19 protein-coding genes are annotated in these 23711 nt (G+C 67.2%); 12 read left to right on the forward strand and 7 right to left on the reverse strand.

Features of this window, described 5'->3' with window-relative positions; all coding sequences use genetic code 11:
* Positions 1 to 29: 29 nt before the first annotated feature.
* Positions 30 to 725, reverse strand: a complete 696-nt coding sequence (gene lolD / locus Herbaro_RS13300; protein WP_275010108.1) for a lipoprotein-releasing ABC transporter ATP-binding protein LolD — start codon at positions 723 to 725, stop codon at positions 30 to 32.
* Between the two features lie 4 nt (positions 726 to 729).
* On the reverse strand, positions 730 to 1995 hold the full coding sequence (locus Herbaro_RS13305) for a lipoprotein-releasing ABC transporter permease subunit (protein ID WP_275010109.1): 1266 nt from the start codon (positions 1993 to 1995) through the stop codon (positions 730 to 732).
* A gap of 363 nt (positions 1996 to 2358) precedes the next feature.
* On the opposite strand from Herbaro_RS13305, the gene Herbaro_RS13310 reads away from it, so the two are divergent.
* The 4 genes from Herbaro_RS13310 to Herbaro_RS13325 all read left to right on the forward strand — a co-directional run bounded on the left by Herbaro_RS13310 (position 2359) and on the right by Herbaro_RS13325 (position 9392).
* Positions 2359 to 4476, forward strand: coding sequence for an ATP-dependent helicase (locus Herbaro_RS13310; protein WP_275010110.1), 2118 nt, complete (start codon positions 2359 to 2361; stop codon positions 4474 to 4476).
* A gap of 342 nt (positions 4477 to 4818) precedes the next feature.
* Positions 4819 to 5850 (forward strand): hypothetical protein, encoded by a 1032-nt coding sequence (locus Herbaro_RS13315; RefSeq protein ID WP_275010111.1) that lies wholly within the window; start codon positions 4819 to 4821, stop codon positions 5848 to 5850.
* A complete protein-coding gene (gene recJ / locus Herbaro_RS13320; protein WP_275010112.1) occupies positions 5847 to 7541 on the forward strand; it encodes a single-stranded-DNA-specific exonuclease RecJ in 1695 nt (564 codons plus the stop codon). The genes Herbaro_RS13315 and recJ overlap by 4 nt, the downstream gene beginning before the upstream one ends.
* A 168-nt stretch (positions 7542 to 7709) precedes the next feature.
* Positions 7710 to 9392, forward strand: a complete 1683-nt coding sequence (locus Herbaro_RS13325; RefSeq protein WP_275010113.1) for a bifunctional diguanylate cyclase/phosphodiesterase — start codon at positions 7710 to 7712, stop codon at positions 9390 to 9392.
* Here the strand turns inward: Herbaro_RS13325 and Herbaro_RS13330 are convergent.
* Together Herbaro_RS13330 and Herbaro_RS13335 are read right to left on the reverse strand one after the other, a co-directional pair.
* Entirely contained in the window at positions 9334 to 10065 is a 732-nt protein-coding gene (locus tag Herbaro_RS13330) for a hypothetical protein (protein ID WP_275010114.1), read from the reverse strand. The two genes, Herbaro_RS13325 and Herbaro_RS13330, sit on opposite strands and share 59 nt — an antisense overlap.
* Before the next feature lie 625 nt (positions 10066 to 10690).
* On the reverse strand, positions 10691 to 12634 hold the full coding sequence (locus tag Herbaro_RS13335; RefSeq protein ID WP_275010115.1) for a PhoX family protein: 1944 nt from the start codon (positions 12632 to 12634) through the stop codon (positions 10691 to 10693).
* Positions 12635 to 12824: 190 nt separating this feature from the next.
* Between Herbaro_RS13335 and prfB the strand changes: the two genes are divergently transcribed.
* From prfB to Herbaro_RS13365, 6 genes are all read left to right on the forward strand, one after another.
* Positions 12825 to 13929, forward strand: a protein-coding gene (gene prfB / locus Herbaro_RS13340) for a peptide chain release factor 2 (RefSeq protein WP_275010116.1) whose coding sequence is annotated in 2 segments (ribosomal slippage) — positions 12825 to 12905 and positions 12907 to 13929 — 1104 coding nt in all. Because the reading frame shifts where the segments join, the coding sequence is not laid out codon by codon here.
* Positions 13930 to 14001: 72 nt separating this feature from the next.
* Entirely contained in the window at positions 14002 to 15543 is a 1542-nt protein-coding gene (lysS, locus tag Herbaro_RS13345; RefSeq protein ID WP_275010117.1) for a lysine--tRNA ligase, read from the forward strand.
* A gap of 292 nt (positions 15544 to 15835) precedes the next feature.
* Positions 15836 to 16450 carry a glycine zipper 2TM domain-containing protein gene (locus Herbaro_RS13350; RefSeq protein WP_275010118.1) on the forward strand — a complete coding sequence of 205 codons (615 nt, stop codon included), beginning with the start codon at positions 15836 to 15838 and terminating at the stop codon, positions 16448 to 16450.
* Between the two features lie 413 nt (positions 16451 to 16863).
* On the forward strand, positions 16864 to 17775 hold the full coding sequence (locus Herbaro_RS13355; protein WP_275010119.1) for an alpha/beta hydrolase: 912 nt from the start codon (positions 16864 to 16866) through the stop codon (positions 17773 to 17775).
* A gap of 142 nt (positions 17776 to 17917) precedes the next feature.
* Positions 17918 to 18400 (forward strand): DUF4118 domain-containing protein, encoded by a 483-nt coding sequence (locus Herbaro_RS13360; RefSeq protein WP_275010120.1) that lies wholly within the window; start codon positions 17918 to 17920, stop codon positions 18398 to 18400.
* A gap of 133 nt (positions 18401 to 18533) precedes the next feature.
* Entirely contained in the window at positions 18534 to 18959 is a 426-nt protein-coding gene (locus Herbaro_RS13365) for a response regulator (RefSeq protein ID WP_275010121.1), read from the forward strand.
* On the opposite strand, the gene pdxR is transcribed toward Herbaro_RS13365, so the two are convergent.
* A complete protein-coding gene (gene pdxR, locus Herbaro_RS13370) occupies positions 18916 to 20445 on the reverse strand; it encodes a MocR-like pyridoxine biosynthesis transcription factor PdxR (RefSeq protein ID WP_446719270.1) in 1530 nt (509 codons plus the stop codon). The two genes, Herbaro_RS13365 and pdxR, sit on opposite strands and share 44 nt — an antisense overlap.
* Positions 20446 to 20546: 101 nt before the next feature.
* On the opposite strand from pdxR, the gene Herbaro_RS13375 reads away from it, so the two are divergent.
* Positions 20547 to 21296 (forward strand): GNAT family N-acetyltransferase, encoded by a 750-nt coding sequence (locus Herbaro_RS13375; protein WP_275010122.1) that lies wholly within the window; start codon positions 20547 to 20549, stop codon positions 21294 to 21296.
* Here Herbaro_RS13375 and Herbaro_RS13380 read toward each other — a convergent pair.
* Positions 21280 to 22179, reverse strand: coding sequence for a LysR substrate-binding domain-containing protein (locus Herbaro_RS13380; RefSeq protein WP_275010123.1), 900 nt, complete (start codon positions 22177 to 22179; stop codon positions 21280 to 21282). The two genes, Herbaro_RS13375 and Herbaro_RS13380, sit on opposite strands and share 17 nt — an antisense overlap.
* A 152-nt stretch (positions 22180 to 22331) precedes the next feature.
* Here Herbaro_RS13380 and argC point away from each other — a divergent pair, with 152 nt between their 5' ends.
* Positions 22332 to 23264, forward strand: a complete 933-nt coding sequence (gene argC / locus Herbaro_RS13385; RefSeq protein WP_275010124.1) for an N-acetyl-gamma-glutamyl-phosphate reductase — start codon at positions 22332 to 22334, stop codon at positions 23262 to 23264.
* Positions 23265 to 23344: 80 nt separating this feature from the next.
* Here the strand turns inward: argC and Herbaro_RS13390 are convergent, their stop codons facing one another.
* A complete protein-coding gene (locus Herbaro_RS13390) occupies positions 23345 to 23698 on the reverse strand; it encodes a hypothetical protein (RefSeq protein ID WP_275010125.1) in 354 nt (117 codons plus the stop codon).
* Positions 23699 to 23711: the final 13 nt, after the last annotated feature.

The raw sequence follows: 23711 nt of genomic DNA on the forward strand, positions 1-23711 counted from the left end.
CGGCATCCCGCAAGCTTACCCGGAATGCCTCAATCCTGCTGCAAGCCCTGCTCGGACAAGCGCAGCACGCGACCGCAGCGGCCGGCCAGCTCGTTGTCGTGGGTGACGATGACGAAGGCCGTGCCCAGGGTCTGCGACAGCTCGATCATCAGCGCGAAGGTCTTGTCGGCGGTGCCGCGGTCGAGGTTGCCGGTGGGCTCGTCGGCCAGCACGCAGGCCGGGCGCGTCACCAGCGCGCGCGCCAGCGCCACGCGCTGGCGCTCGCCGCCGGAGAGCTCGCCCGGCACATGCGAGACGCGCTGCTCCAGGCCGACCCGGGCCAGCATCTCGCGCGCCTGCTGCTGCGCCTCGCTGCGCTTCATGCGGCGGATCATCAGCGGCATGGCCACGTTGTCCAGCGCCGAGAATTCCGGCAGCAGGTGGTGGAACTGGTAGACGAAGCCCAGCGTCTTGTTGCGCATCTCGCCGCGCGCCGATTCGCCCAGGGTGGCGAAATCGCGGCCCATCAGCGTTACCGAACCGGCGCTGGGCGTATCCAGCCCGCCCAGCAAATGCAGCAGCGTGGACTTGCCGGAACCGGAAGCGCCGACGATGGCGGCCTGCTCGCCGCGCCTGACGTCGATGTCGATGCCCTGCAACACCTTGACCGAATACTTGCCCTGGGTGAAGGTCTTGCCCAGGCCGCGCGCGGCCAATACCACCTCGTTGTTGCCGTTGTCGTTCATGTCATTACTCATAGCGCAGCGCCTCCGCCGGTTTGACGCGGGCGGCCGACCAGCTCGGGTAGAGCGTGGCCAGGAAGGCCAGCACCACCGCCACCCCGCCGATGGTGTAGACGTCGGACCAGATCAGGTCGGACGGCAGCTCGGAAATCACATAGATGCTCTTGGGCAGGAACTGCACGTGAAAGGCGCGTTCGATGGCCGGCACCACCACGTCGATGTTCAGCGCCACCGCCACGCCCAGGCCGATGCCGATGGCGGTGCCGATCAGGCCCACCAGCGCGCCCTGGATCATGAAGATCTTGAGGATGGAGCCGGGCGAGGCGCCCAGCGTGCGCAGGATGGCGATGTCGGCCTGCTTGTCGGTGACCGTCATCACCAGCGTCGAGACCAGGTTGAAGGCGGCCACCGCGATGATCAGCGTGAGGATGATGAACATCATGCGCTTCTCGGTCTTGACCGCGGCGAACCAGTTGCTGTTCTGCTGCGACCAGTCGCGCAGGTAGAGGTCGCCAGTCAGCGTGCCGGCCAGCTGCTGGGTCACCTGCGGCGCCTGCAGCATGTCGCGGATGCGCAGCCGCACGCCGGTCGGGGCGTCGAGGCGGAACAGGGTTTCCGCGTCCTGCAGGTGGATGAAGGCCAGCGAGGAGTCGAACTCATAGTGGCCGGCCTCGAAGATGCCGCCCACCGTAAACTGCTTCAGGCGCGGCAGCACGCCGGCCGGCGTGACCTGCCCCTGCGGCGCGATCAGCGTGACCTTGTCGCCCAGGCCCACGCGCAGGCTGCGCGCCAGTTCGCCGCCCAGCACGATGTTGAATTCGCCGGCCTTGAGCGCGCCGAAGTCGCCCTGCTTGATTTGCTTGGCCACGTCCGAGACCTTCGGCTCCTGGTCCGGCAGCACGCCGCGCACCAGCACGCCGCGCACGTTGTCGTCGCGTGTCATCATGGCCTGCGCCGCCACGTAGGGCGCGGCGCCCAGCACTTCCTTGTTCTGGAAGGTCTGCTTGGCCACGGCCTCCCAGTCGCGCATGGCGCCCGAAGCGTCGAACACTTCGATATGCGCCAGCACCGACAGCATGCGGTCGCGCACTTCCTTTTGGAAGCCGTTCATGACCGAGAGCACCACGATCAGCGCGGCCACGCCCAGCGCGATGCCGGCCATGGAAATGAGGGAAATGAAAGAGATGAAGCTGTTGCGGCCGCTGCGCTTGCCGGCGCGCGTATAGCGGATGCCGACCAGCCATTCGAACGGCAGGTTTTTAATCAGACTCAAAATTGCTCCGAGAGAGGGACCCACGAAAGTCGGTTCGGCCAGGTCATCAAGACCGGGCGAGCCGATGCGATCCGACAGGCGAAACGCGAAGTTTGCCACAGAATGAAGAGGCGGCCCATCCCCGGGTTCCGCCCCGCCGTCCTCATGCCCCGCCGGCCGTCACCGATAGAGCGCGCATCACGGCAGAGGTTCGCGGCCGATACCGACGCTTACACTTGGCCGGGGCCGCCGCGCCGCTTTCGTTGCCATGCGGGCAATCTTTCGCTGCGATTTGGTAACAGCCGCGCCGGCCGTATTGCGGGGTGGACTGGTTATATATACAGTACCAGACTTTCCCGCCGCACCCGCCCGAGCAACACGCCCATGCCTCCCGATCTCGCCACGCCCGACGCCGACGCCCTGCCCCCTACCGCGGCCGATCCCTTCGCCAGGCTCAACGCCGAACAGCGCGCCGCCGTCGAGCACGGCAGCAAGCTGCCGCCGGCCCGGCAAAGCCCGCTGCTGATCGTGGCCGGGGCCGGCTCCGGCAAGACCAATACGCTGGCGCATCGCGTGGCCCGGCTGGTCCTGGACGGCGCCGATCCGCACCGCATCCTGCTGCTCACCTTCTCGCGCCGCGCCGCCGCCGACATGGGCCGGCGCGTGGGCCAGGTGATCCGCCAGGTGATGGGCCTGGCGCCTTCGGCCGCGCCGCCCGAGCTGCAGTGGTCGGGCACCTTCCACGCCATCGGCGCGCGCCTGTTGCGCGACTACGCGGCGCAGATCGGGCTGGAGCCGGACTTCACCATCCAGGATCGCGGCGACTCCGAGGACCTGATGGGCCTGCTGCGCCATGAGCTGGGGCTCTCAGCCACCGACAAGCGCTTTCCGCTGAAGGGCACCTGCCTCAACATATACTCGCGCGCGGTCAACACCCGCGAAGACCTGGGCCAGGTGCTGCAGGCGCACTTCCCCTGGTGCCGCGAATGGGAGGCGCAATTGGCCGGGCTGTTCGAGCGCTACGTCGACGCCAAGGAAGAACAGCACGTGCTGGACTACGACGACCTGCTGCTGTTCTGGTGCGACATGCTCAGCGACGAGGAGCTCGCACGCCTGGTGGGCGAGCGCTTCGACCATGTGCTGGTGGACGAGTACCAGGACACCAACCGCCTGCAGGCCGATATCCTCCGCCGTATGAAGCCCGACGGCGCCGGCGTCACCGCGGTAGGCGACGACGCCCAGTCGATCTACTCCTTCCGCGGCGCCACGGTGCGCAACATCCTCGACTTCCCGGCCCTGTTCGCCCAACCCGCGCGGGTGCTGACGCTGGAGCAGAACTACCGCTCCACGCAACCGATCCTGGCCGCTTCCAACGCCGTCATCGCCGACGCGCCGGAGCGCCATCATAAAAACCTGTGGAGCGACAGGCCGTCCTCGCAGAAGCCGCAGCTGGTGCTGATCCCGGACGAGGTGGAGCAGGCCCGCTGGGTCGCCAACCGGGTGCTGGCGCACCGCGAGGAGGGCATGACGCTCAAGTCGCAGGCGGTGCTGTTTCGCACCGCCACCCACAGCGCGGCGCTGGAGCTGGAACTGGCCCGGCGCAACATCCCCTTCGTCAAGTTCGGCGGCCTGAAATTCCTGGAAAGCACGCACATCAAGGACCTGCTCTCGCTGCTGCGGCTGGCGCACAACCCCAGCGGCCGCATGGCGGGCTTTCGCGCGCTGCAGCTGATCCCCGGCGTGGGCCCGGCCACCGCCAGGAAAGTGCTGGACCTGATGGCGGCGGCGCAGGATCCGGCCGACATCCTCCTCAACTTCGCCGCGCCGGCCAACATCGCGCTGCAATGGCAGGCCTTCGCCGACACCTACGCGCTGATGCGCCGCGCCGCCGCGCCCTGGCCGACCGACGTCAACGCCGCGCGCGACTGGTACCTGCCGCAGCTGGAACGCAAATATGAAGACGCCTCCGCCCGCGCCGCCGATATCGAGCAACTGGCCGCGCTGGCCGGCGGCTACGCCTCGCGCGAGAAATTCCTGACCGAGCTCACGCTCGACCCGCCCGAGTCCAGCAGCGACTACTCCGCCCCGCCCTACCGCGACGAGGATTACCTGACGCTGTCCACCATCCATTCGGCCAAGGGCCAGGAATGGCGTTCGGTGCATGTGTTGAACGTGGTGGACGGCTGCATCCCGTCCGACCTGGCCACCGGCAACGAGGCCGAGATCGCCGAAGAGCGGCGCCTGCTCTACGTGGCCATGACGCGCGCCAAGGAACACCTGCACCTGGTGGTGCCGCAGCGCTTCTACATCACGCAGCAGACGCCCCAGGGCGACCGCCACGTCAACGCCATCCGCAGCCGCTTCGTCACGCCGCGCATGCTGCCGCACTTCGAGGACAGCCTGTGGCTCTCGGCCGAAACCAACGGCGCCCGCACCCCGGTGCCGGACAGCGTGAAGATGCTGGTGCGGCAGCGGGCGAAGAATGCGTGGAAGAAGACATAGACGAGTTCGGCGGCATATCGATTTGCGCTGAACGACACTGGGTCCCGGCCTGCGCCGGGACGACAGGTCAGGGATGGGCTCGAACAACCGGGGGGTTCAAGTTCTCTTCTGCGTGTCGTCCCGGCGCAGGCCGGGACCCAGTGACTTTCGTTGATGCATGACATACGTCACTGGATCCCCGCTTTCGCGGGGACGACGCTGGGGAGGTGCCCCCCTCTCCCTGTTCGAGCCCCTCTTGCCTGTCGTTCCTGCGAAAGCAGGAACCCAGCGTCGTTCAATGCACCGGCTCCCTTTTTCCAGCCGCAGCCCAGCCCGCGCCGCCACCCGTTAAAATACCGTCCCATGAATCAACTCGACATCCTCATCCCCTTCGCCCTGCCCCCGGCCGAACTCGCGCGCGACCTGCTGCGCCAGTGCCAGGCGCCGGCGCTGGCGATGCTGCTGGGCCGCGGCCGGGCCGCCGCGCCGGCGCAGGAGCACGACCCCTTCTCGCGCGCGCTGCCGCACGAGCACTGGCTGGCGCAGCGCTTCGGCCTGCCGCGCGGCGGCGCCGACAGCAGCCCGGCGGTAGCGGCCGCGCTCATGCGCGGGCTGGGACACGCGCCGCAAGCCGGCCGCTGGTTCGTGCTGCATCCGGCGCACATCCACGTCGCGCGCGACCACCTGGTGCTGACCGACATCGGCCAGCTGGCGCTGGACGAGGCGCAGTCGCGGCGGCTGTTCGCCTCGGCCGCGCCGCTGTTCACCGAAATCGGCCACGAGCTGGTCTACGGCGACGCCCGCACCTGGTTCCTGCGCGCCGACGCCTGGGACGGCCTGCGCACTTCGACCCCGGCGGCCGCCAGCGGCCGCAACATCGACATCTGGATGCCGGAAGGCCCGGGCGAACTGGCCTGGCGCAAGCTGCAGAACGAAGTGCAGATGCAGTGGTTCTCCGAAGCGCTCAACGAGGAGCGCGAGATGCAGGGCCTGAAGGCCGTCAACTCGATCTGGATCTGGGGCGGCGCCGACGTCGCGGCGGCCGCGCAATCGCCCTACGCCGCCAGCTTCGGGCTGGACGGCTGGGCCCGCGCCTTCGGCCCGGCCGCGTCGGCCGCAGCGGCCCAAGTCATCGGCGGCTCCGGCCATCGCCTGCTGCTGCTGGATCAACTGAGCGAGTTGGCGCTGGCCGAGGAATGGGGCCTGTGGCTGCAGCGCATGGAAGAACTGGATCGCGAGTGGTTTTCGCCGCTGTTGGAGTCGCTGCGCAGCGGCGGCGTCGACGCCGTCAACCTGCTGCTGAGCGGCGCCGACCGGCTGGCCGGCATCGCCGTCACACGCGGCGCGTTGCGCAAGTTCTGGCGCCAACCCTCCTTGTCCAAACTGTCCGCATGATTCGCATCGCCACCCGTTCCTACTCCATCCCGCAAGCCGAGCAGCTGATCGCCGAGGGCGTGCATCCGGTGCTCGCCCGCGTCTATGCGGCGCGCGGCCTGTCCAGCGCGCGCGACCTGTCCAGCGAGCTCAACGCCCTGATCGCCCCTTCCGGCCTGAAACACATCGACGCCGCCGCGCAGTACCTGGCCGACGCCATCGCCGCCAAGAAGAAGCTAGTCATCGTGGCCGACTACGACTGCGACGGCGCCACTGCCTGCGCGGTCGGCCTGCGTGGCCTGCGCTTGCTGGGCGCGCAGGTCGACTACATCGTGCCCAACCGCTTCGAGTACGGCTACGGCCTCACGCCCGAGATCGTCGAGCTGACCGTGCGCGAGAAGGCGCCGGACATCATCGTCACGGTCGACAACGGCATCGCCAGCATCGACGGCGTGGCCGAAGCCAAGCGGCGCGGCATCGACGTGGTGGTGACCGACCACCACTTGCCGGGCGACACCCTGCCCGACGCGCGCGTGATCGTGAACCCGAACCAGCCCGAATGCGGCTTCCCCAGCAAGAACCTGGCCGGCGTGGGCGTGATGTTCTACGTGCTGCTGGCGCTGCGCGCGGAGATGCGCAAGCGCGGCATCTTCGACGCCCAGACCCAGCCGCGCCTGGACGCCCTGCTGGACCTGGTGGCGCTGGGCACCGTGGCCGACGTGGTCAAGCTCGACGCCAACAACCGCATCCTGGTGGCGCAGGGCTTGAAGCGCATGCGCAGCGGCAAGATGCACCCCGGGATCGCCGCGCTGTTTCGCGCCGCCGGACGCGAGGCGCGGCGCGCCACGCCGTTCGACCTGGGATTTGCCGTCGGCCCGCGCCTGAACGCCGCCGGCCGCCTGGCCGACATGGCGCTGGGCATCGAATGCCTGACCACCGACGACGAGGGCCGCGCCTGGGCCATCGCCCAGCAGCTCGACGCCATCAACCGCGAGCGGCGCGACATCGAAGCCGGCATGCAAGACACCGCGCTGAACCTGCTGGACGACTTCAACCCGGCCGACCGCCGCACCATCTCGGTGTTCGATCCCTCCTGGCACCAGGGCGTGATCGGCATCGTGGCCTCGCGCCTGAAGGACCGCTTCTATCGCCCCACCATCACCTTCGCGCCCGGCGACGAAGGCTTCATCAAGGGTTCCGGCCGCTCGATCGCCGGCTTCCACCTGCGCGACGCGCTCGACCTGGTGTCCAAGCACGCGCCCTCGGTCATCACCAAGTTCGGCGGCCACGCCATGGCGGCCGGCCTGACCATCCACGCCCACGCCTTCGACGCCTTCAGCCAGGCCTTCGAGGAAGTCGGCCGCGACTGGCTCACGCAGAACCAGCTGGAGCGCGTGATCGAGACCGACGGCGCGCTGGAGGACGCCTACTATTCGGTGCAGTTCATCGGCGTCATGGACGAGCAGGTCTGGGGCCAGGGCTTCGCGCCGCCGGTGTTCTGCGACCGCTTCCGGGTCCTCAACCAGCGCATCCTCAAGGAAAAGCACCTGAAGTTGCAGTTGGAGAAGGACGGCCGCAAGTACGACGCCATCTGGTTCGGCCACGCAGACGCCCTGCCCGACTACGCCACCGTGGCCTTCCGCCTGGACGCCAACGAATACAACGGCAAGACCACGGTGCAACTGATGGTGGAACACGCCGAGCCGGCGTAAGGGGCTGTCGCCGGCGGCGCCCCCGGATCGTTACGCATGTAATCGTCCCGACAAAATTCCCGCGCGGTGGCACAATGGCGGGCAATGCCCGTTTTCCAAGGGGGAAAACGCCGCGCGCGGAAAACAGGGATCGCGCGCCCAGGCAGAAAAACAAGACCAACGCCGCCGATGAAGATCCGACGCTTCGCCAACAGCCTCATCACCCGCCTCGTGCTGTTCGGCATCCTGGTCGTCGTCATCAGCGCCATCGCCCGCTACAAGATCCTGGTCGGCTTCCTCGAAGAAGACCAGGCCAAGGTCGCCGCCGAGCAGCAAAGCACCATCGCCGGCTACCTGGCGCAGGACATCGGCTACCGCATCCAGGAGCGGCGCCACTTCCTCGAACGCCTGGCGGCCCAGGTGCCGCCGGCGCTGCTGGAAGATCCGGCCGGCCTGCTCGAATGGATCAAGGAACGGCAGGAGCTGCAACCCATCTTCGCGCGCGGCCTGTTCGTAGCCAACAACGACGGCCTGATCGTACTCGACTACCCCACCATCAGCGGCCGCCGCGCCCTCTCGCTGGCCTCCTACGCCGACTACCGGATGGTGATGGACGGCGCCGTCGTCATCAGCGAACCGCTGATCAGCCCCGCCTCGAAGGAACCGATCCTGGCCATGCTGGCGCCGCTGAAAGACGCCTCGGGCAAGGTCGCCGGCGTGCTGGGCGCATCCACCGAACTCGATGCCGAGGGCTTCCTCAATCACTTGCAAGAGGCCAGGCTGGGCATCGCCGGCAGCTTCCTGCTGGTTTCCCCGGCGCGCCGGCTGGTGATCGCCTCCAACGATCCGGCGCTGATCTTCAAGCCGCTGCCGGCCGGCGCCGACGGCTTGCTCGATAGCGCCGTACAGGGCTTTCGCGGTCATGGCATCGGCCCCGACGCCGACGGCGTGAATGAAATCAAGGCCTTCGCCTCGGTGCCCGGCACCAGCTGGTTCGTGGAAGTGCGCCAGCCGCTGGCGCAGGCCCTGCCGACGGTGCAGCGCATGCGCGCCCTGATCGCGCGCGGCGGCATGATCCAGGGCGGCGTGATCTTCCTGCTGGTGGTGCTGGCCTATTTCTGGTTTTTCCGGCCGCTGCGCCTGGCCGCGGCGCTGGCCGACGGGATGACGCGCGGCGAGATCCCGCTGTCGCCGCTGCCGGTGGCGCGGCGCGACGAGGTCGGCCATCTCACCATGGCTTTCAACGGCCTGCTGGCCCGCCTCAAGCTGCACCAGTCGGAACTGCAGCACCAGGCCCACCACGACGTGCTGACCGGCCTGCCCAACCGCGTGATGCTGGCCGAACGCATGGGAGAAGCGCTGGCGCGCGCCAGCCGCCTCAAGAGCGGCATCGTCCTGCTGTTCCTCGACCTCGACGGTTTCAAGCCGATCAACGACCAGTTGGGCCACAAGGCCGGCGACCAGGTCTTGCAGGAAGTGTCGCGGCGCCTGCGCCATGTGGCGCGCCGCAGCGACACGCTGGCGCGGGTGGGCGGCGATGAGTTCGTGCTGCTGGCGACCGACCTGGAAGCGCCGTTGGAACACGGCGCCCGCGTGCTGGCCGAGAAATGCATCAAGGCGGTGTCCGAGCCGCTATGGCTGGCCTCGGCGCAGTTCCATCTCGGGGTATCGATCGGCATCGTGCTGTGCGACGGCAACTGCGACGCCGACAGCCTGCTGCAGGCGGCCGACAAGGCCATGTACCACGCCAAGGCCAGCGGCCGCGGCGGCTACGTGATCGCGCCCCACGGCGAGGGTTGCGGCCAGTCGGCGGTCAACGCACCGGCAGGAACTGCAGGAACGAACCGCCCAGCAGGTTCTGCACATAGCTGATGCCGGCGCGGCGGTATTTCTCGGTGACGAACAGCGCCATCAGGTCGAGCCGGCCCACGATCTTGCCGAACTCCCGCTCGAAACTGAGGTTGCGCACGTCGCTGCCGATCTCGTCGGACAGCAGCAGCGGCGCGCCGGCGGCGTTGCGCCGGCTGGCCAGGATCCAGGCGCCGATCTCGACGTTGCGCGCGGCGTTGTAGAGGTGCTGGGCGTCCAGCCCGTCGACCAGGTAGAACTCGATCTTGTTGCCGTGGGCAACGATGAGCATGTCGGCGGTGGCATGGGTGAAGGCGGCCACGCGGTCGCCCTTGAAATCCGGCGACAGGGCCAGCGCCATGGCGGCGATGTCGCGCTTGCCCTGCAGCTCCGGCCAGGGTTGGCGCAATTCGACGGCATCCCTGACTTTCTTTTCCGCCTCTTCCCGCCCCACTGTGGTCTTCTTCCATTCGCCCGGATTGCGGCGATAGAGCTTGTCCATCAGCAGGTAGAGCGCATCGAGGTTGGCGCGCATGGCCAGGGTGGCGACGCGATTGGTATCGGACTGCGCCATTTCGCGCGAGCTGGCCGACGATCCCTTGACCTCGCCATGCGGCGTCGGAGACCCCGCGCAGCCGGCCAGGGCGGCGGCGCCTAACAGCAGCGGGAACAGCAGTCTCGTTTTCGTTTTTGTCATCGGCAGGCGGGCGGAGCAAGCTGATACGACCGGATCGTAGCAGATTGCGTTCCCGGCGCCTGATATTTCAGCGGCGCGCCATGCGCTTGCAGGCGCGTCTGTCGGCGCCGCTTCGATACGCCGCTGCGCGGCTACTCAGCCCGAACGGATGGGCGGTTCTCCTGCCGCGACATCCCCGACCTCCGTTCCGACCGAGCAGCGCCGCAGGCGCGTATCGAAGGCGCACCTGCCCGGGATGCTTCGATACGCCGCTGCGCGGCTACTCAGCGCGAACGGACAGGTGCTTCTTCTACCGCGACATCCCCAACCACCGTTCGGACTGAGTAGCGCCGCAGGCGCGTATCGAAGGCGCACCTGCCCGGGATGCTTCGATACGCCGCTGCGCGGCTACTCAGCCCGAACGGATGGGTGGTTCTGCCGCGACATCCCCGACCACCGTTCGGACTGAGTAGCGCCGCAGGCGCGTATCGAAGGCGCGCCTGCCCGGGATGCTTCGATACGCCGCTGCGCGGCTACTCAGCCCGAACGGATGGGCGGTTCTCCTGCCGCGACATCCCCAACCACCGTTCGGACTGAGTAGCGCCGCAGGCGCGTATCGAAGGCGCGCCTGGCCCGGATGCTGCGGTCAGACCTGCGGCAGCCCCGTCAGGTAGCCCACCGTGGCGCCGAAGCGGTCCTTGTAGTTGGCGCGCACCAGCGGGTCCAGGGTGTCCTTGACCTTGTCGTGCAAGCCCTTCTCCCAGTCGCCGGCGTGCTGGAAATTGCTCATCACGTAGGTCCAGCCGTTGATCTCGTCGACCGCGTGCAGGCCGGTCGATTCGGCGCCGGCCGGGCAAGACAGCACGCGCGTGAGCGCCTTCGTGTCGACGTTGTAGGCCCACAGGAAATTGTTGACGTGCATGCCGCTGTCCTCGCCGATGAACAGGGTGCGCAGCTTCTCCGAGAACTTGATGTTGTCGGGATTGGCGATGCGGTCCTGCGCGGCCAGGTTGCCCAGGGCGTCCGGCGTCTTCAGGTCCACGCCCACCAGTTCAGCCGGCGGCGCCATGTCGACGGGCGTCCACTGGCTGTCGATGGCCGCGCCGGCGGCGTCGCGCTGGCCGCCGCGCAGGTTCAGCGCGTACACCGCGCCGGCCTTGGGGCCTTGCACCTTGATGTGGCCCGAGCCGTCCAGCATCGAGGCCTGTACATAGGACATGGCCGAGTAGGCGACCTTGTCGCGCGCGTTGACGGTGGTGCCCTCCATCTTGGTGAAGCCCAGGCTGCCGCCGGCCAGCGCCGCGTAGCGGTGGGTTTCCAGGAAGGCGGCGGCCTTCTGCATGCCGGGCTTGACGCGCACCCAGTTGAACTTGCCGTTGAACGGGATCTTCGAGAACGAGCCGTCGGCCGGGTCGCTGGTGCGGATGTCCATGATGTCGGTCGACTTGTAGCGGTCGGCCATGGCCTTGACCTCGGCGCTGGTGGCGCTGCCCAGTTTCACCCACGACAGCTTGCCGGCGCCCGGCCCCTCGCCCGAGACCTGCTCCCAGCGCGCCACGTAGAGCGTGCCGGCCGACAAGTCGGCGGCGCGGTCGGCGATGAACATGAACAGGCCGCCGTTGGTGGCATCGTCGCCCATGAGCACGGTGCGCTGGTCGGGCATGACCTGCACCAGCTCGTGCGAGATGCGGCCCAGGCAATAGTGCTTCCTGATCGAACCGGTGCCGTCGGCGTTGACGGTGACTTCCGGCAGGTGGCCGTAGTGGTATGGATTGGCCTTGGCCTCATCGCCGTAGAGGTTGCGGCTGAAGCCCTTGAATTGCGGGTTGGAAGCGATGGCCGAGGCGTCCGGCTCATACTCTTCCGACGACAGGTGGGTATTCCACGGCGACAGGCTGGCGCCGCAGGTGATCCACAAGCCGTTGACCTGCGAGGTGTCGACGTTGTGGTACTTGACCAGCGACAGCTTGCCGGTGGACGGATCCTGGTCCAGCGTCAGCACCGCGATCGGCGACGGCAGCTGGCCGTACATGGCGGCCTGTTTCTGGTCGCGCGTGGTGTACTCGAACTGGACCACGGCGAACACCGTGTTGCCCTTCACGCCCGGCACGCTGGCGCCCTTGATGGAGAGCAGCGAGGAGCCGTCCGGGCAGTCCGAGAAGAACTGGCGTTCGCGGCCCGGCACCGAGCGGTCGATGATGGGACGGTTGTCGATGTCCACGTAGCCGCCGGCCAGGATGCTGCCGCCGCGACCGTCCGGCACCATGTCGCCGGTCATGAAGAAGGGCTGGTAAGCCAACTTGTAGCTCTGCCTGCTGCCGTCGGCGAAACTCACTTCCAGCGCCGAGCCGACCGTGGTGGAGGCCATCGCGGCCGGATCGGCCAGCGTCGGCGCCGGCATGCCGGTAAAGCGCGCCGAGGCGAAGGGCTTGCCCGCGCCGGGCGCGGCGCAGGCCGACAGCAGCGCGGCGGCGCCGCCGGCCAGCGGCAGCAGCGGCGCGGCGGCGAAGGCCTTGAGCAGGCTGCGGCGGCCGGCTTGCGGCGCCTCGGCCGTGGGGGATTGGATGGCGTGCGGCTCGGGCTGTCTCATCGTGGTTTCTCCGTATCAACAGAAAAACAGCCGCGGCGCAACCTGAGGTCGGCGCAGCTGTCAGTATTTTGTCAGTCATGCAAAGCGCTGCGATGGTAGCGGTCGAAAATGACAGGCTTGTGACGGGCGAGCCGACGAATCGGCCCGCTCCTCTTGTATAATGTGCGGTTTGATCGCAAAAGAAACCATCATGGAAGCAGAACGCCTCAATTCCCTCCAATCCCTGCTCGAAGACCTGGCCACGCGCGCCACCGAGCTACGGAGGTATCTTTGACTTCGATGTGAAGTCGGAGAAACTCGAGCAAGTCAACGCCGAACTGGAAGACCCGAACGTCTGGAACGACCAGAAGCGGGCCCAGGACCTCGGCAAGGAAAAGAAATCGCTGGAAGCGATCGTCCACACCCTGATCAAGATCGATACCGATCTGACCGATGCCCGCGACCTGTTCGACATGGCGCGCGAGGAAAAGGACGAGGACACCATCGCCGCCATCGAAGCCGATGCCGATGGCCTGAAGAAGCTGGTGGAGGAAATGGAATTCCGCCGCATGTTCAGCGGCCAGATGGACGCCAACAACTGCTTCATCGACATCCAGGCCGGCGCCGGCGGCACCGAGGCCCAGGACTGGGCCTCCATGCTGCTGCGCCAGTACCTGCGCTACTGCGAGCGCAAGGGCTTCAAGGTCGAGATCATGGAACAGTCCGACGGTGAAGTGGCCGGCATCAAGACCGCCACCCTGAAGGTCGAGGGCGAATACGCCTACGGTTTCCTGCGCACCGAGACCGGCGTGCACCGCCTGGTGCGCAAGTCGCCGTTCGACTCCAGCAACGGCCGCCATACCTCGTTCTCCAGCCTGTTCGTGTATCCGGAAGTGGATGAATCCTTCGAGATCGAGATCAACCCGGCCGATGTGCGCGTAGACACCTACCGCGCCTCCGGCGCCGGCGGCCAGCACATCAACAAGACCGACTCCGCGGTGCGCCTGACGCACGGCCCCAGCGGCATCGTCGTGCAATGCCAGAACGACCGCAGCCAGCACCGCAACCGCGCCGAGGCCTGGGACATGCTGCGCGCCAAGCTGTTCGAACTGGAACTGCGCAAGCGCATGAGCGAGCAGCAGAAGCTGGAAGACTCCAAGACCGACGTCGGCTGGGGCCACCAGATCCGCTCCTACGTGCTGGACCAGTCCCGCATCAAGGACCTGCGCACCAACCATGAAACCGGCAACACCAAGGCCGTGCTCGACGGCGACCTGGACGACTTCATCGCCGCCTCGCTGAAACAGGGCGTCTGACCGATCCCGCCGCGCAGTCCGCTGCGCGGCGATATCCCCCGGCCGACCGTTCAACACTCAAGATTTCCAACCATGACCACGCAAAACAACAACGCCGCCCAGCCGGCAGCTGACGAAAACAGCATCATCGCCGAGCGCCGCGCCAAGCTGGCCGCCATCCGCGAGCAAGGCATCGCCTTCCCCAACGATTTCCGTCCGGCCGACAAGGCTGCCGACCTGCACGCCAAGTACGGCGAGCTGGACAACGAGGCGCTGGAAGCCAATCCGGTGAGCGTGTCGGTGGCCGGCCGCATGATGTTGAAGCGCGTCATGGGCAAGGCGGCCTTCGCCACCCTGCAGGATTCCTCCGGCGCGCGCGCCGACGGCCGCATCCAGCTCTACGTGACCCGCGACGTCACCGGCGAAGAAGCCATGGCCGCCTTCAAGCACTACGACCTGGGCGACATCCTGGGCGCCGAAGGCACGCTGTTCAAGACCAAGACCGGCGAGCTGTCGATCAAGGTGACCACCTTGAAGCTGATCACCAAGTCGCTGCGCCCGCTGCCGGACAAGTTCCACGGCCTGGCCGACCAGGAAATGAAGTATCGCCAGCGCTACGTCGACCTGATCGTCAGCGAGGAAACCCGCCGCACCTTCAAGGCGCGCACCGCGGCGATGTCGTCGATCCGCCGCTTCATGGAAACCAACGGCTTCATGGAAGTGGAAACCCCGATGCTGCACCCGATCCCGGGCGGCGCCGCGGCCAAGCCTTTCATCACCCACCACAACGCGCTGGACATGCAGATGTTCATGCGCATCGCCCCCGAGCTGTACCTGAAGCGCCTGGTGGTGGGCGGCTTCGAACGCGTGTTCGAGGTCAACCGCAACTTCCGCAACGAAGGCGTCTCGCCCCGCCACAATCCTGAATTCACGATGATGGAGTTCTACGCCGCCTACGTGGATTACCAGTGGCTGATGGGCTTCACCGAGCAAGTGATCCGCCAGGCCGCGATCGACGCCCACGGCACCGCCACCCTGACCTACCAGGGCCGCGAGCTGGACCTCTCCAAGCCCTTCGACCGCCTGACCATCAGCGGCGCCATCCTGAAGTACGCCCCGCAGTACACCGAGGCGCAACTGGGCGACATCGAGTTCCTGCGCGCCGAACTCAGGAAGTTCGGCGTCAAGACCGACCAGGCGCCCCTGGCCGGCGCCGGCATCGGCGCGCTGCAACTGGCGCTGTTCGAAGAGACAGCCGAATCCCAGCTGTGGAACCCGACCTACATCATCGACTACCCGGTCGAGGTCTCGCCGCTGGCGCGCGCCTCCGACACGGTGCCGGGCATCACCGAGCGCTTCGAGCTGTTCATCACCGGCCGCGAGATCGCCAACGGCTTCTCCGAGCTTAACGACGCCGAAGACCAGGCCGCGCGCTTCCACGCGCAGGTGGCCGCCAAGGACGCCGGCGACGAGGAAGCCATGTATTACGACGCCGACTACATCCGCGCGCTCGAATACGGCATGCCGCCGGCCGGCGGCTGCGGCATCGGCATCGACCGCCTGATGATGCTGATCACCGACTCGCCCAACATCCGCGACGTCATCCTGTTCCCGCACCTGCGCCGCGAAGACTGAACGCCGATGGGATCGTCCTGCGCCGGATGATCCTCCCCGCCCCCGCCCGCATCCCGCTCCCGGGATGCGGCATTGCTCTCCCTCACGACGCCTCCGACGATATTGCCATGCCGGCAACAAGGCTTGCGGGGTTGTCGCCTCACGCCTGCCGCATCGGCTCAAAGCGGCCATGGGCGAGCCTTCCAGGGCATTACAAGTTTTTACAACTGACACAGAATCGGGATTTTTTTTGGCCTTTCGGCACTCCATAATCAGGTCACCATCAACACCAATAAACGGAGAGGCCCCCATCATGGAAACCACAACTGTCGCCAAGTCATCTTCCAACCGCCTGCACCCGCTGGTCGCAGGCGCCGCCATCGCCCTGATCCTGGTCAGCCTGATCGGCGTGGCCGCGATGACAGGCCTTCTGCCCAGCTCCAACAGCACCAATTCGCCGCAGCAAATGGCGGCCATGGATCCGAACGCGGCGCAACAACCGCAACAGCAACAACAACAACAACTGGCGCAGCAACAGGCGCCGCTCAAGCAAGCTGCCCCGGCCTATCCGGCGCAAGCGCCCGCCCCCGCCGTCTGCAACAGCTGCGGTGAAGTCGTCGGCGTTCGCGCCGTGCAGCACACCCCCAGCACCAGCGGCGTGGGCATCGCCGGCGGCGCGGTAGTCGGCGGCCTGCTGGGCAACCAGGTGGGCGGCGGCACGGGCCGCACCCTGGCCACCATCGCCGGCGCGGTCGGCGGCGGTTACGCCGGCAACGAAGTCGAGAAGCGCACCCGCACCACCACCAGCTATGTGGTCGACGTCCGCATGGAAAACGGCAAGACCCGCAGCTTCCCGCAGAGCGCCGACAACTGGCGCGCCGGCGACCAGGTGCGCGTGGTCAACGGCCACCTGCAAGGCCGCGGCTGATCTGCCGCGCGGCTTCGGTCCCCAAGCCCTTCGATGCGAGTCGAAGGGCTTTTTTGTTGGCGCGAGGCCGCTGGAAAAATTATCCGATAAGCAACATTGCCTGGCAGGTGCACCAAAGCCCGGCTTGCGCGTTGTAATGGCAGGGGAAGGCAAGTCCGCCGGTTCCCGCCGCATGAAACTCGCTTGTGCACAATGACGTCAAACCTGCCAGGGCAGACGATTAACACTGGCAACATTGCGGCCGGAAGGTTAGACTTTTGCAAAGATGCACGACCGCAATGCCATGCGCGGACAGCAAATAATGCATCGGGAACACAGAGCGAGCGTCACGCAACGCCGCCGGGTCCCATACACCACGGGGGCGAACGGTTCGCCAGAAGAGCTTGCCGGCTCGAATGCAGTTTTATAGATTTATGGACTCATTGTCATCCACGGATAGTATCAATCCCCCCAGCGAAACGCTGGCGGAAGAACGCCACGGCGGCCCGCACAAAGACCACGCGGTCATCCTGCTGCACGGCCTGTGCGGCTCGCAGCTCGAAATGGGTTCCATCCCCAAGCAATTGAAGAAGGCCGGCTGCACCGTCATCCCCCTCACCATCGAGAACTATTCCGCTTCGCTGACCAATCCGCGCGTCTCGCCCAACTGGGAAGAATGGTGCGCCGTGGTCGAAAGCCGCGTGGCACGCCTCAAGGAAGAATTCAGGACCGTCTCGCTGTGCGGCCTGTCCATGGGCGCCACGCTGGCGCTGGCCGTGGCCGCGCGCAGCAGCCAGTTGCTCTCGGTGGTGCTGCTCTCGCCGGTGCTGCAGTACGACGGCTGGTCGGTGCCCTGGTACCAGAAGCTGCTGACGGTGGTCTACGACCTCGGCATCCGCAACTGGTCCTACAAGGAAAGCGAGCCCTACGGCATCAAGAATTTCGACATGCGCCGCCGCGTAGCCAATGCCCTGGAGAAAGACGGCGTGGCGGCGGTCGGCGCCGCATCGATCCCCGCCCGCCACCTGCGCGCAGCGCTGCGCATGATCTCCTATGTGCGCGAGGCGTTGCCGCTGGTGCGCACCGACACCCTGATCATCCACTCCATCGACGATGAAACCGCCTCGCCGCGCAATGCCGAGGTGATCCTGCACAACATCGGCGCGGAAGTGCGCAAGGTGATCTGGCTGGGCGACTGCTACCACATCATCACGGTGGACAACGAGCGCGAGATCGTGACCAACGAGACCGTGATGTTCATCAAGCGCAGCATCGAGATCCACGGCAATGAAATATCGCGCAAGTACCTCGCCCATTCCTCGCCGCTGAAGGATCGCCGGCAGTAAGGCTGCCGGCCGTGGCATACCGCGCCGCGGGGCATGCCCGGCAGTAAGTGTTCTGACAGACAACGTTCTTAACATGTGAATATTGCGCAAGCGCGCAATGGAAGTGAAGATGGATATGACGCGCACCTCCTCCAGAGCCATCATGAGCCTGATCAAACTGAAAAACGCAAAGAGCTGGCGCCCTCAGGGCCTGCGCCCGCTCTATACCAGCGCCATCGGCTTCGTTGCCGCGTTCGGCCTGCGCTACGCGCTGGCGCCCTTCGTCGACGAGTCGCTGTCGATGCTGTTCTTCGCGGTCAACTGCATCGTCATCAGCTACCTGTTCGGCTACCTGTATTCGCTGGGCCTGCTGGCCATCAGCATCCCCACGGCGATGTTCTTCTTCCGCAAGCCCTTCTATACGATGGACGGGATCAACGACAAGGACCTGTTCATGATCCTGGTCTATACCGTCATCATCGCCACCGCCTCGCTGATCATCGAATGGCTGCAGCGCGAGCGCTACGCCGCCGTGCTGCAGCAGCGCGTGTCGGAAACGCGCTACCGGCTGCTGATCGAATCGGACCAGGCGCGCCGCGCCGAGTACGGCCAGCAGTTCGAGGCGAGCAGCTCGAACCAAAGCTGAACCGCCTGAACCGCCACCTGAAACGGACGCCCACGGCGTCCGTTTTTCGTTGCCGATGCGCTATCAGGAAGGCCCTGATGGCCGCCTGCGACGGGCTCTGGGAAGATGGAGCCAACTCAGCAAGGAGGCCGCCATGTCCGCACCCCGCCCCAAGATCCTGATGATCGATCCCGATCTGGACGCCATCGAACTCGCCCGCTTCGCGCTCTGGCGCAGCGCGCCCGAATGCAGCTTCGAATGGTTCGACGACGCCGAACTGGCGAACGCCTCGCTGCTGACCCGCGTGCTGTGCCGGTCGAAAGACCTGCCGGCGCTGATCCTGCTGGATCCGCGCCACTTTCCCGGCGCGGAAGGCTACGAACTGCTGCGCACGCTGTGCGTCTACGAAGCGGTCGCCCATATCCCGCTGGTGCTGTTCACCTCTTCGCCGCTGGGCAGCGACTTCAGCCTCGACCAGGACAGCCGTATCTGGTACTCCGCCAAATCCGACGACCCGCGCGAATACATGCGCAGCATCACCTCCTGCGTGAAGTCGCGGCTGCAGGAGACGGTGCACTGACATCCTCGGCCGTCGCCCGCACGATCCGGGCCAGGCGCCGCATCAGCGGCGCGAACTGCTCTTGCGACGTATTGCCGTAACCGATCACCAGGCCGTTGCAATCGGCCTGCCGGCCCCTTGCCGAAAACGAAGACAACGCGCCCACGTTCATCCCCGCCGCCCGCGCCGCCGCGCTGATGGCGACGTCCTCATGACGCAAGGGCAAGCGCACCGCCAGGTGCAGCCCGGCATCCCCGCCCAGCACTTCATGCTCCGTATCCAGGTGCGCCTGCAAGGCCTCGCGCAAGGCCTGCTGCCGCTCGCGGTACAGGCGCCGCATGCGCCCCAGGTGCCGCGAGAATTGCCCGCCGGCGATGAACTCGGCCAGCGCCAGCTGCTCCAGCCGGTGGCCGCCGCGCAGCATCTCCGCCAGCGCCGGCCTGGCGCCCTCGCCGGCCGAGGCCGGCAGCACCAGGAAACCGATGCGCAAGGCCGGGAACATGGTCTTGCTGAATGTCCCCACGTACAGCACCGGCGCGTCCGGCACCAGGCCCTGCATGGCCGGCACCGGGTGGCCGCGGTGCCGGAACTCGCTGTCGTAGTCGTCCTCGATGATCCAGCTGCCGGCCTCGCGCGCCTGCGCGATCAGCTCCAGCCGCCGCGCCAGCGACAGCACCGCGCCGCTCGGATATTGGTGCGACGGCGTCACGTGCACCAGCCGCGCCGGCCGCCTGCGCCACAGCCGGGGCGCGATCACGATGCCTTCCGCGTCGACCGGCATGGCCAGCGTCTTCAGGTCGCCGGCATGGAAGGCGGCGCGCGCGCCGCCGTAGCCCGGGTCTTCCATCCACGCCGTCTCGCCCGGATTGGAAAACAGCCGCACGCACAAAGACAAGGCGCCCTGCGCCCCCTCGGTCACGACCACCTGCGAGGCATCGCAGCGCACGCCGCGCGCCACCTGCAGGTAGTGCGCGATCGCCTCGCGCAGGGCCGGCTCGCCCAGCGGATCGCCGTAGCCCAGCACCTGCGGCGGCGCCTGCCTCAGCGCGCGCTCCTGGGCGCGCAGCCAGGCGTTGATGGGGAAGCGGCTCAGCGCCGGCATGCCGGGCGTGAGCGGCAGCGTGCGGTCGCCGGCGTCGCGCGTGGGCGTCATGGTGGCGACCCGGCGCGATTGCCTGGGATTTGCCATCCTCGCCACCATCGCCGGCGCCGCCTTCACCGCCGCCGGCGACAGCGCCAGGGCGGCGACCCGCGTGCCCTGGCGATCGGCCTGCGCATAACCCTCGGCCACGAGTTGCTCATACACCGCCAGCACCGTATTGCGCGACACCTGCAACTCCTCGCACAGCGCGCGCGAGGATGGCAGCTTGCCGCCGGCGGCCAGGCGGCCGCGCAGGATGGCGTCCTTGAAACGCGCCAGCAACTGCTGCTGGCGCGAGGGCGCGCCGGGCGCGATGGACAAGGGAGAATGGATGAGCGAGTCGATCATGGCGGTCCGGAAAGTCATGGCGCCAATCGTGGCACCATCAGAACAAGGTAAGGTGGCACTTTTTATGATGCCACGAAACCGCTATCTTCTGGCCCATGACAACCACTCGGATCACCGCCATGACAGAACAAGCCAAACCCGCCTTCAATGAATGGAAGCAACCGGTCGGCGCCCCGCTGCCGGGCTGGGAAGAGCGCCCACGCCCGCAAGGCGTCGCGCTGGAAGGCCGCTATTGCCGGCTGGAGCCGGTGGACGCCGCGCGCCATGGCGCCGACCTGTTCGCCGCCTACGCCCAGGCGCCCGACGGCAGCGACTGGACCTACATGATGAGCGGCCCCTTCGCCGACCTGGCCGCTTACCTGGCCTATGCCGAAACGCTGCAACGCAGCGCCGACCCATTGCACTACGCCGTCGTCGACCTCGCCAGCGGCCGCGCCGTGGGCACCATGGCGCTGATGCGCATCGAACCGCGCCATGGCGCAATCGAGGTCGGCCACATTGCGCTGTCGCGCCAGCTCAAGCGCACCCGGGTCGCCACCGAGGCGCAGTTCCTGCTGATGCGCCATGTCTTCGCGCAGCTGGGCTATCGCCGCTACGAATGGAAATGCGACAGCCTCAACGCGCCGTCGCGCCAGGCGGCGCAGCGCCTGGGTTTCAGTTTCGAGGGAATCTTCCGCCAGGCCGTCGTGTATCGCGGGCGCAGCCGCGACACCGCGTGGTTCTCCATCATCGACGGCGAATGGCCGGTGCTGCAGGGTGCGTTCGAGCGCTGGCTCGATCCCGCCAACTTCGACAGCGAGGGCCGGCAACGCCAGAGCCTGCTGGCCTTCCGGCTGGCGCTGGCCACCGCCGCTACTTCAGCTGCTTGAGCCGCCACAACGCATCGAGCACATGCCGCGTGGCCGGCTCCGGCTGGCCGGCGCGGCAGGCGATGCCCAGCGGACGCCACAGTTTCGGCCGCAAGGGCCGCATCGCGATGCGACTGTCTGCGGGCTGCGCGGCAGGCTGTTCGCTGGCCTCGTGCGGCAGCAGCGTGGCGCCGTAACCGGCCGCGACAAGGCTCTTCACCGCATCGTTGAAATTGAGCTGGATGCGCGGCGCCGGATGCTCGCCGGCGGCGGCGAACCACTCCGTGGTCAGGCGCGACAGGCGCGTGTTGGGCGCGTTCAAAATCAGCGGCTGCGCCGCCAGCCATTGCGGCGTCACCACCCGCGGCGCCTCCCAGCCGGCCGGCACGAAGGCCATCACCGGATCGCGCCGCCACGGCTTGACCTCCAGGCCATCCACCGCGGCCTGCGGCAAGGCCACCAGACCGATGTCCAGCGTGCCGCCGGACAGGCGCGCCAGGGTTTCCTCCGACGTCAGCACCATCACCTGCACGTCGATGCCGGGATGCGCCTGCCCCACCGCCTCCAACGCTTGCGGCAACAGGTAGGCGATGGCGCCGGTCGAGGCGCCCAGGCGCACCCGTCCGGCCAGCCCCTGCACCTGCCGCCTGACCTCTTCCAGCGCCTGCTCGGCGTCGGCCAGCAACTGGCGCGCCCGCGCCACCAGCGTCTCCCCCACGCCGGACGGCCGCACCTGGCCGCGCTGGCGCAGCAGCAATGCGGCGCCGATACGGCTTTCCAGTTCGCTGATGTGCAGGCTCACGGTGGGCGGCGCCAGGTGCAAGGCGCGCGCCGCAGCGGCGAAGGATCCCTGGTCGACGATGGCGACCAGGGTGCGCAGGCGGTCGAGATTGAGTTCGCGCATGGCGGCTCCGATGAAAAAAGCAGGAACGTTGATTCAGGAAAACTGAATCATATCTTCATGATATTCAACTTTTCCAATTATACGACTTGGCGCATCATGCCCACCTGAGCACTGAACTCGGCCGCAGCGGCGGCATCACCAAGGAGTTTTCCATGAGCAATCTTCCGGTTATCTTCATCGATGGCGACCAGGGCACCACCGGCCTGCAGATCCACGAACGCCTGCGCGGCCGCACCGACCTGCGCCTGCTGACGCTGCCGGCCGCCGAGCGCAAGGATGCGCTGCGTCGCGCCGAGGCGATCAATTCCGCCGACATCGCCGTCCTGTGCCTGCCCGACGCCGCCGCGCGCGAAGCGGTGTCGCTGATCGAGAACCCCAAGGTGCGCGTGATCGACGCCAGCTCGGCCCATCGCACCGACGCCGGCTGGACCTACGGCTTCCCCGAGATGTCGACCGAGCAGGCCGCGCGCATCGCCGCGGCCTCGCGCGTGACCAATCCCGGCTGCTACCCGACCGGCGCCATCGCGCTGCTGCGTCCGCTGGTGAGCGCCGGGCTGGTGCCGCCCGACTACCCGGCGGCAATCCACGCGGTGTCGGGCTACTCCGGCGGCGGCCGCGCCCAGGTCGAGCAATACGAAGGTCCCGAAGCGGCGCACGCCGCGCCCTTCACCGTCTACGGCCTGGCGCTCAAGCACAAGCATCCGCCGGAAATCCAGCTGCACGCCGGCCTTTCGCAGCGTCCCATCTTTGTGCCGGCGTACGGCGCATTCCGCCAGGGCATCGTGCTTTCCATCGCGCTGCAATCGCGCCTGCTGCCGGACGGTGCCGATAAGGAAACGCTGCGCGCGGCGCTGGCGCGCCACTACGCCGGCGCGCGCCACGTGACGGTCCTGTCGGCCGAGCAGGCGGCCGCCACCGACAGGCTCGACCCCACCATCCACAACAACAGCAACGACATGACGCTGGGCGTATTCGGCAACGACGACGAAGGCCACCTGCTGCTGTGCGCGGTGTTCGACAACCTCGGCAAGGGCGCCTCCGGCGCGGCGGTGCAGAACCTCGACCTGATGCTGCGCGGGGCCTGAACCAACGCTCGCCTGCCATGAAAAAAAGGCCGCCGGTGATGCACCGGCGGCCTTTTTCATTTCTCGATTTTTTCCGCCGCTCAGTGCAGCGAGCGCGGCTCGGTGAGCAGCAGGTATTCCGCATGCATCCCGGCCGACGCCAGGACGTCCCGGAATCTCTCATCCGTCGCCGCGCACTGGCGCAGCTCCTCCTCTATCAACTCGCAGATGATCTCCACCGCCTCGGCGGCGTCGGTGCCTGCCGTTCGCATCGCGGTGAAACAGTTCCTGACGGTGGACCTGACGAGATCCTCCACCCGCTCCTCGTTGCGCGACATCTCTCCCAGCCGCCTGATGATCTGGACATGGCGGCCGGCAATGCTTTGCGCGTTTGTGCACATGATGTTCTCCCCCTGCTGATGAGCAGCATAGGCGCATCGCGCGCCCGTCTCCATCAGGGGAATCCTG

This window comes from Herbaspirillum sp. WKF16 (assembly GCF_028993615.1).
Classification (GTDB): Bacteria; Pseudomonadota; Gammaproteobacteria; order Burkholderiales; family Burkholderiaceae_D; genus Herbaspirillum.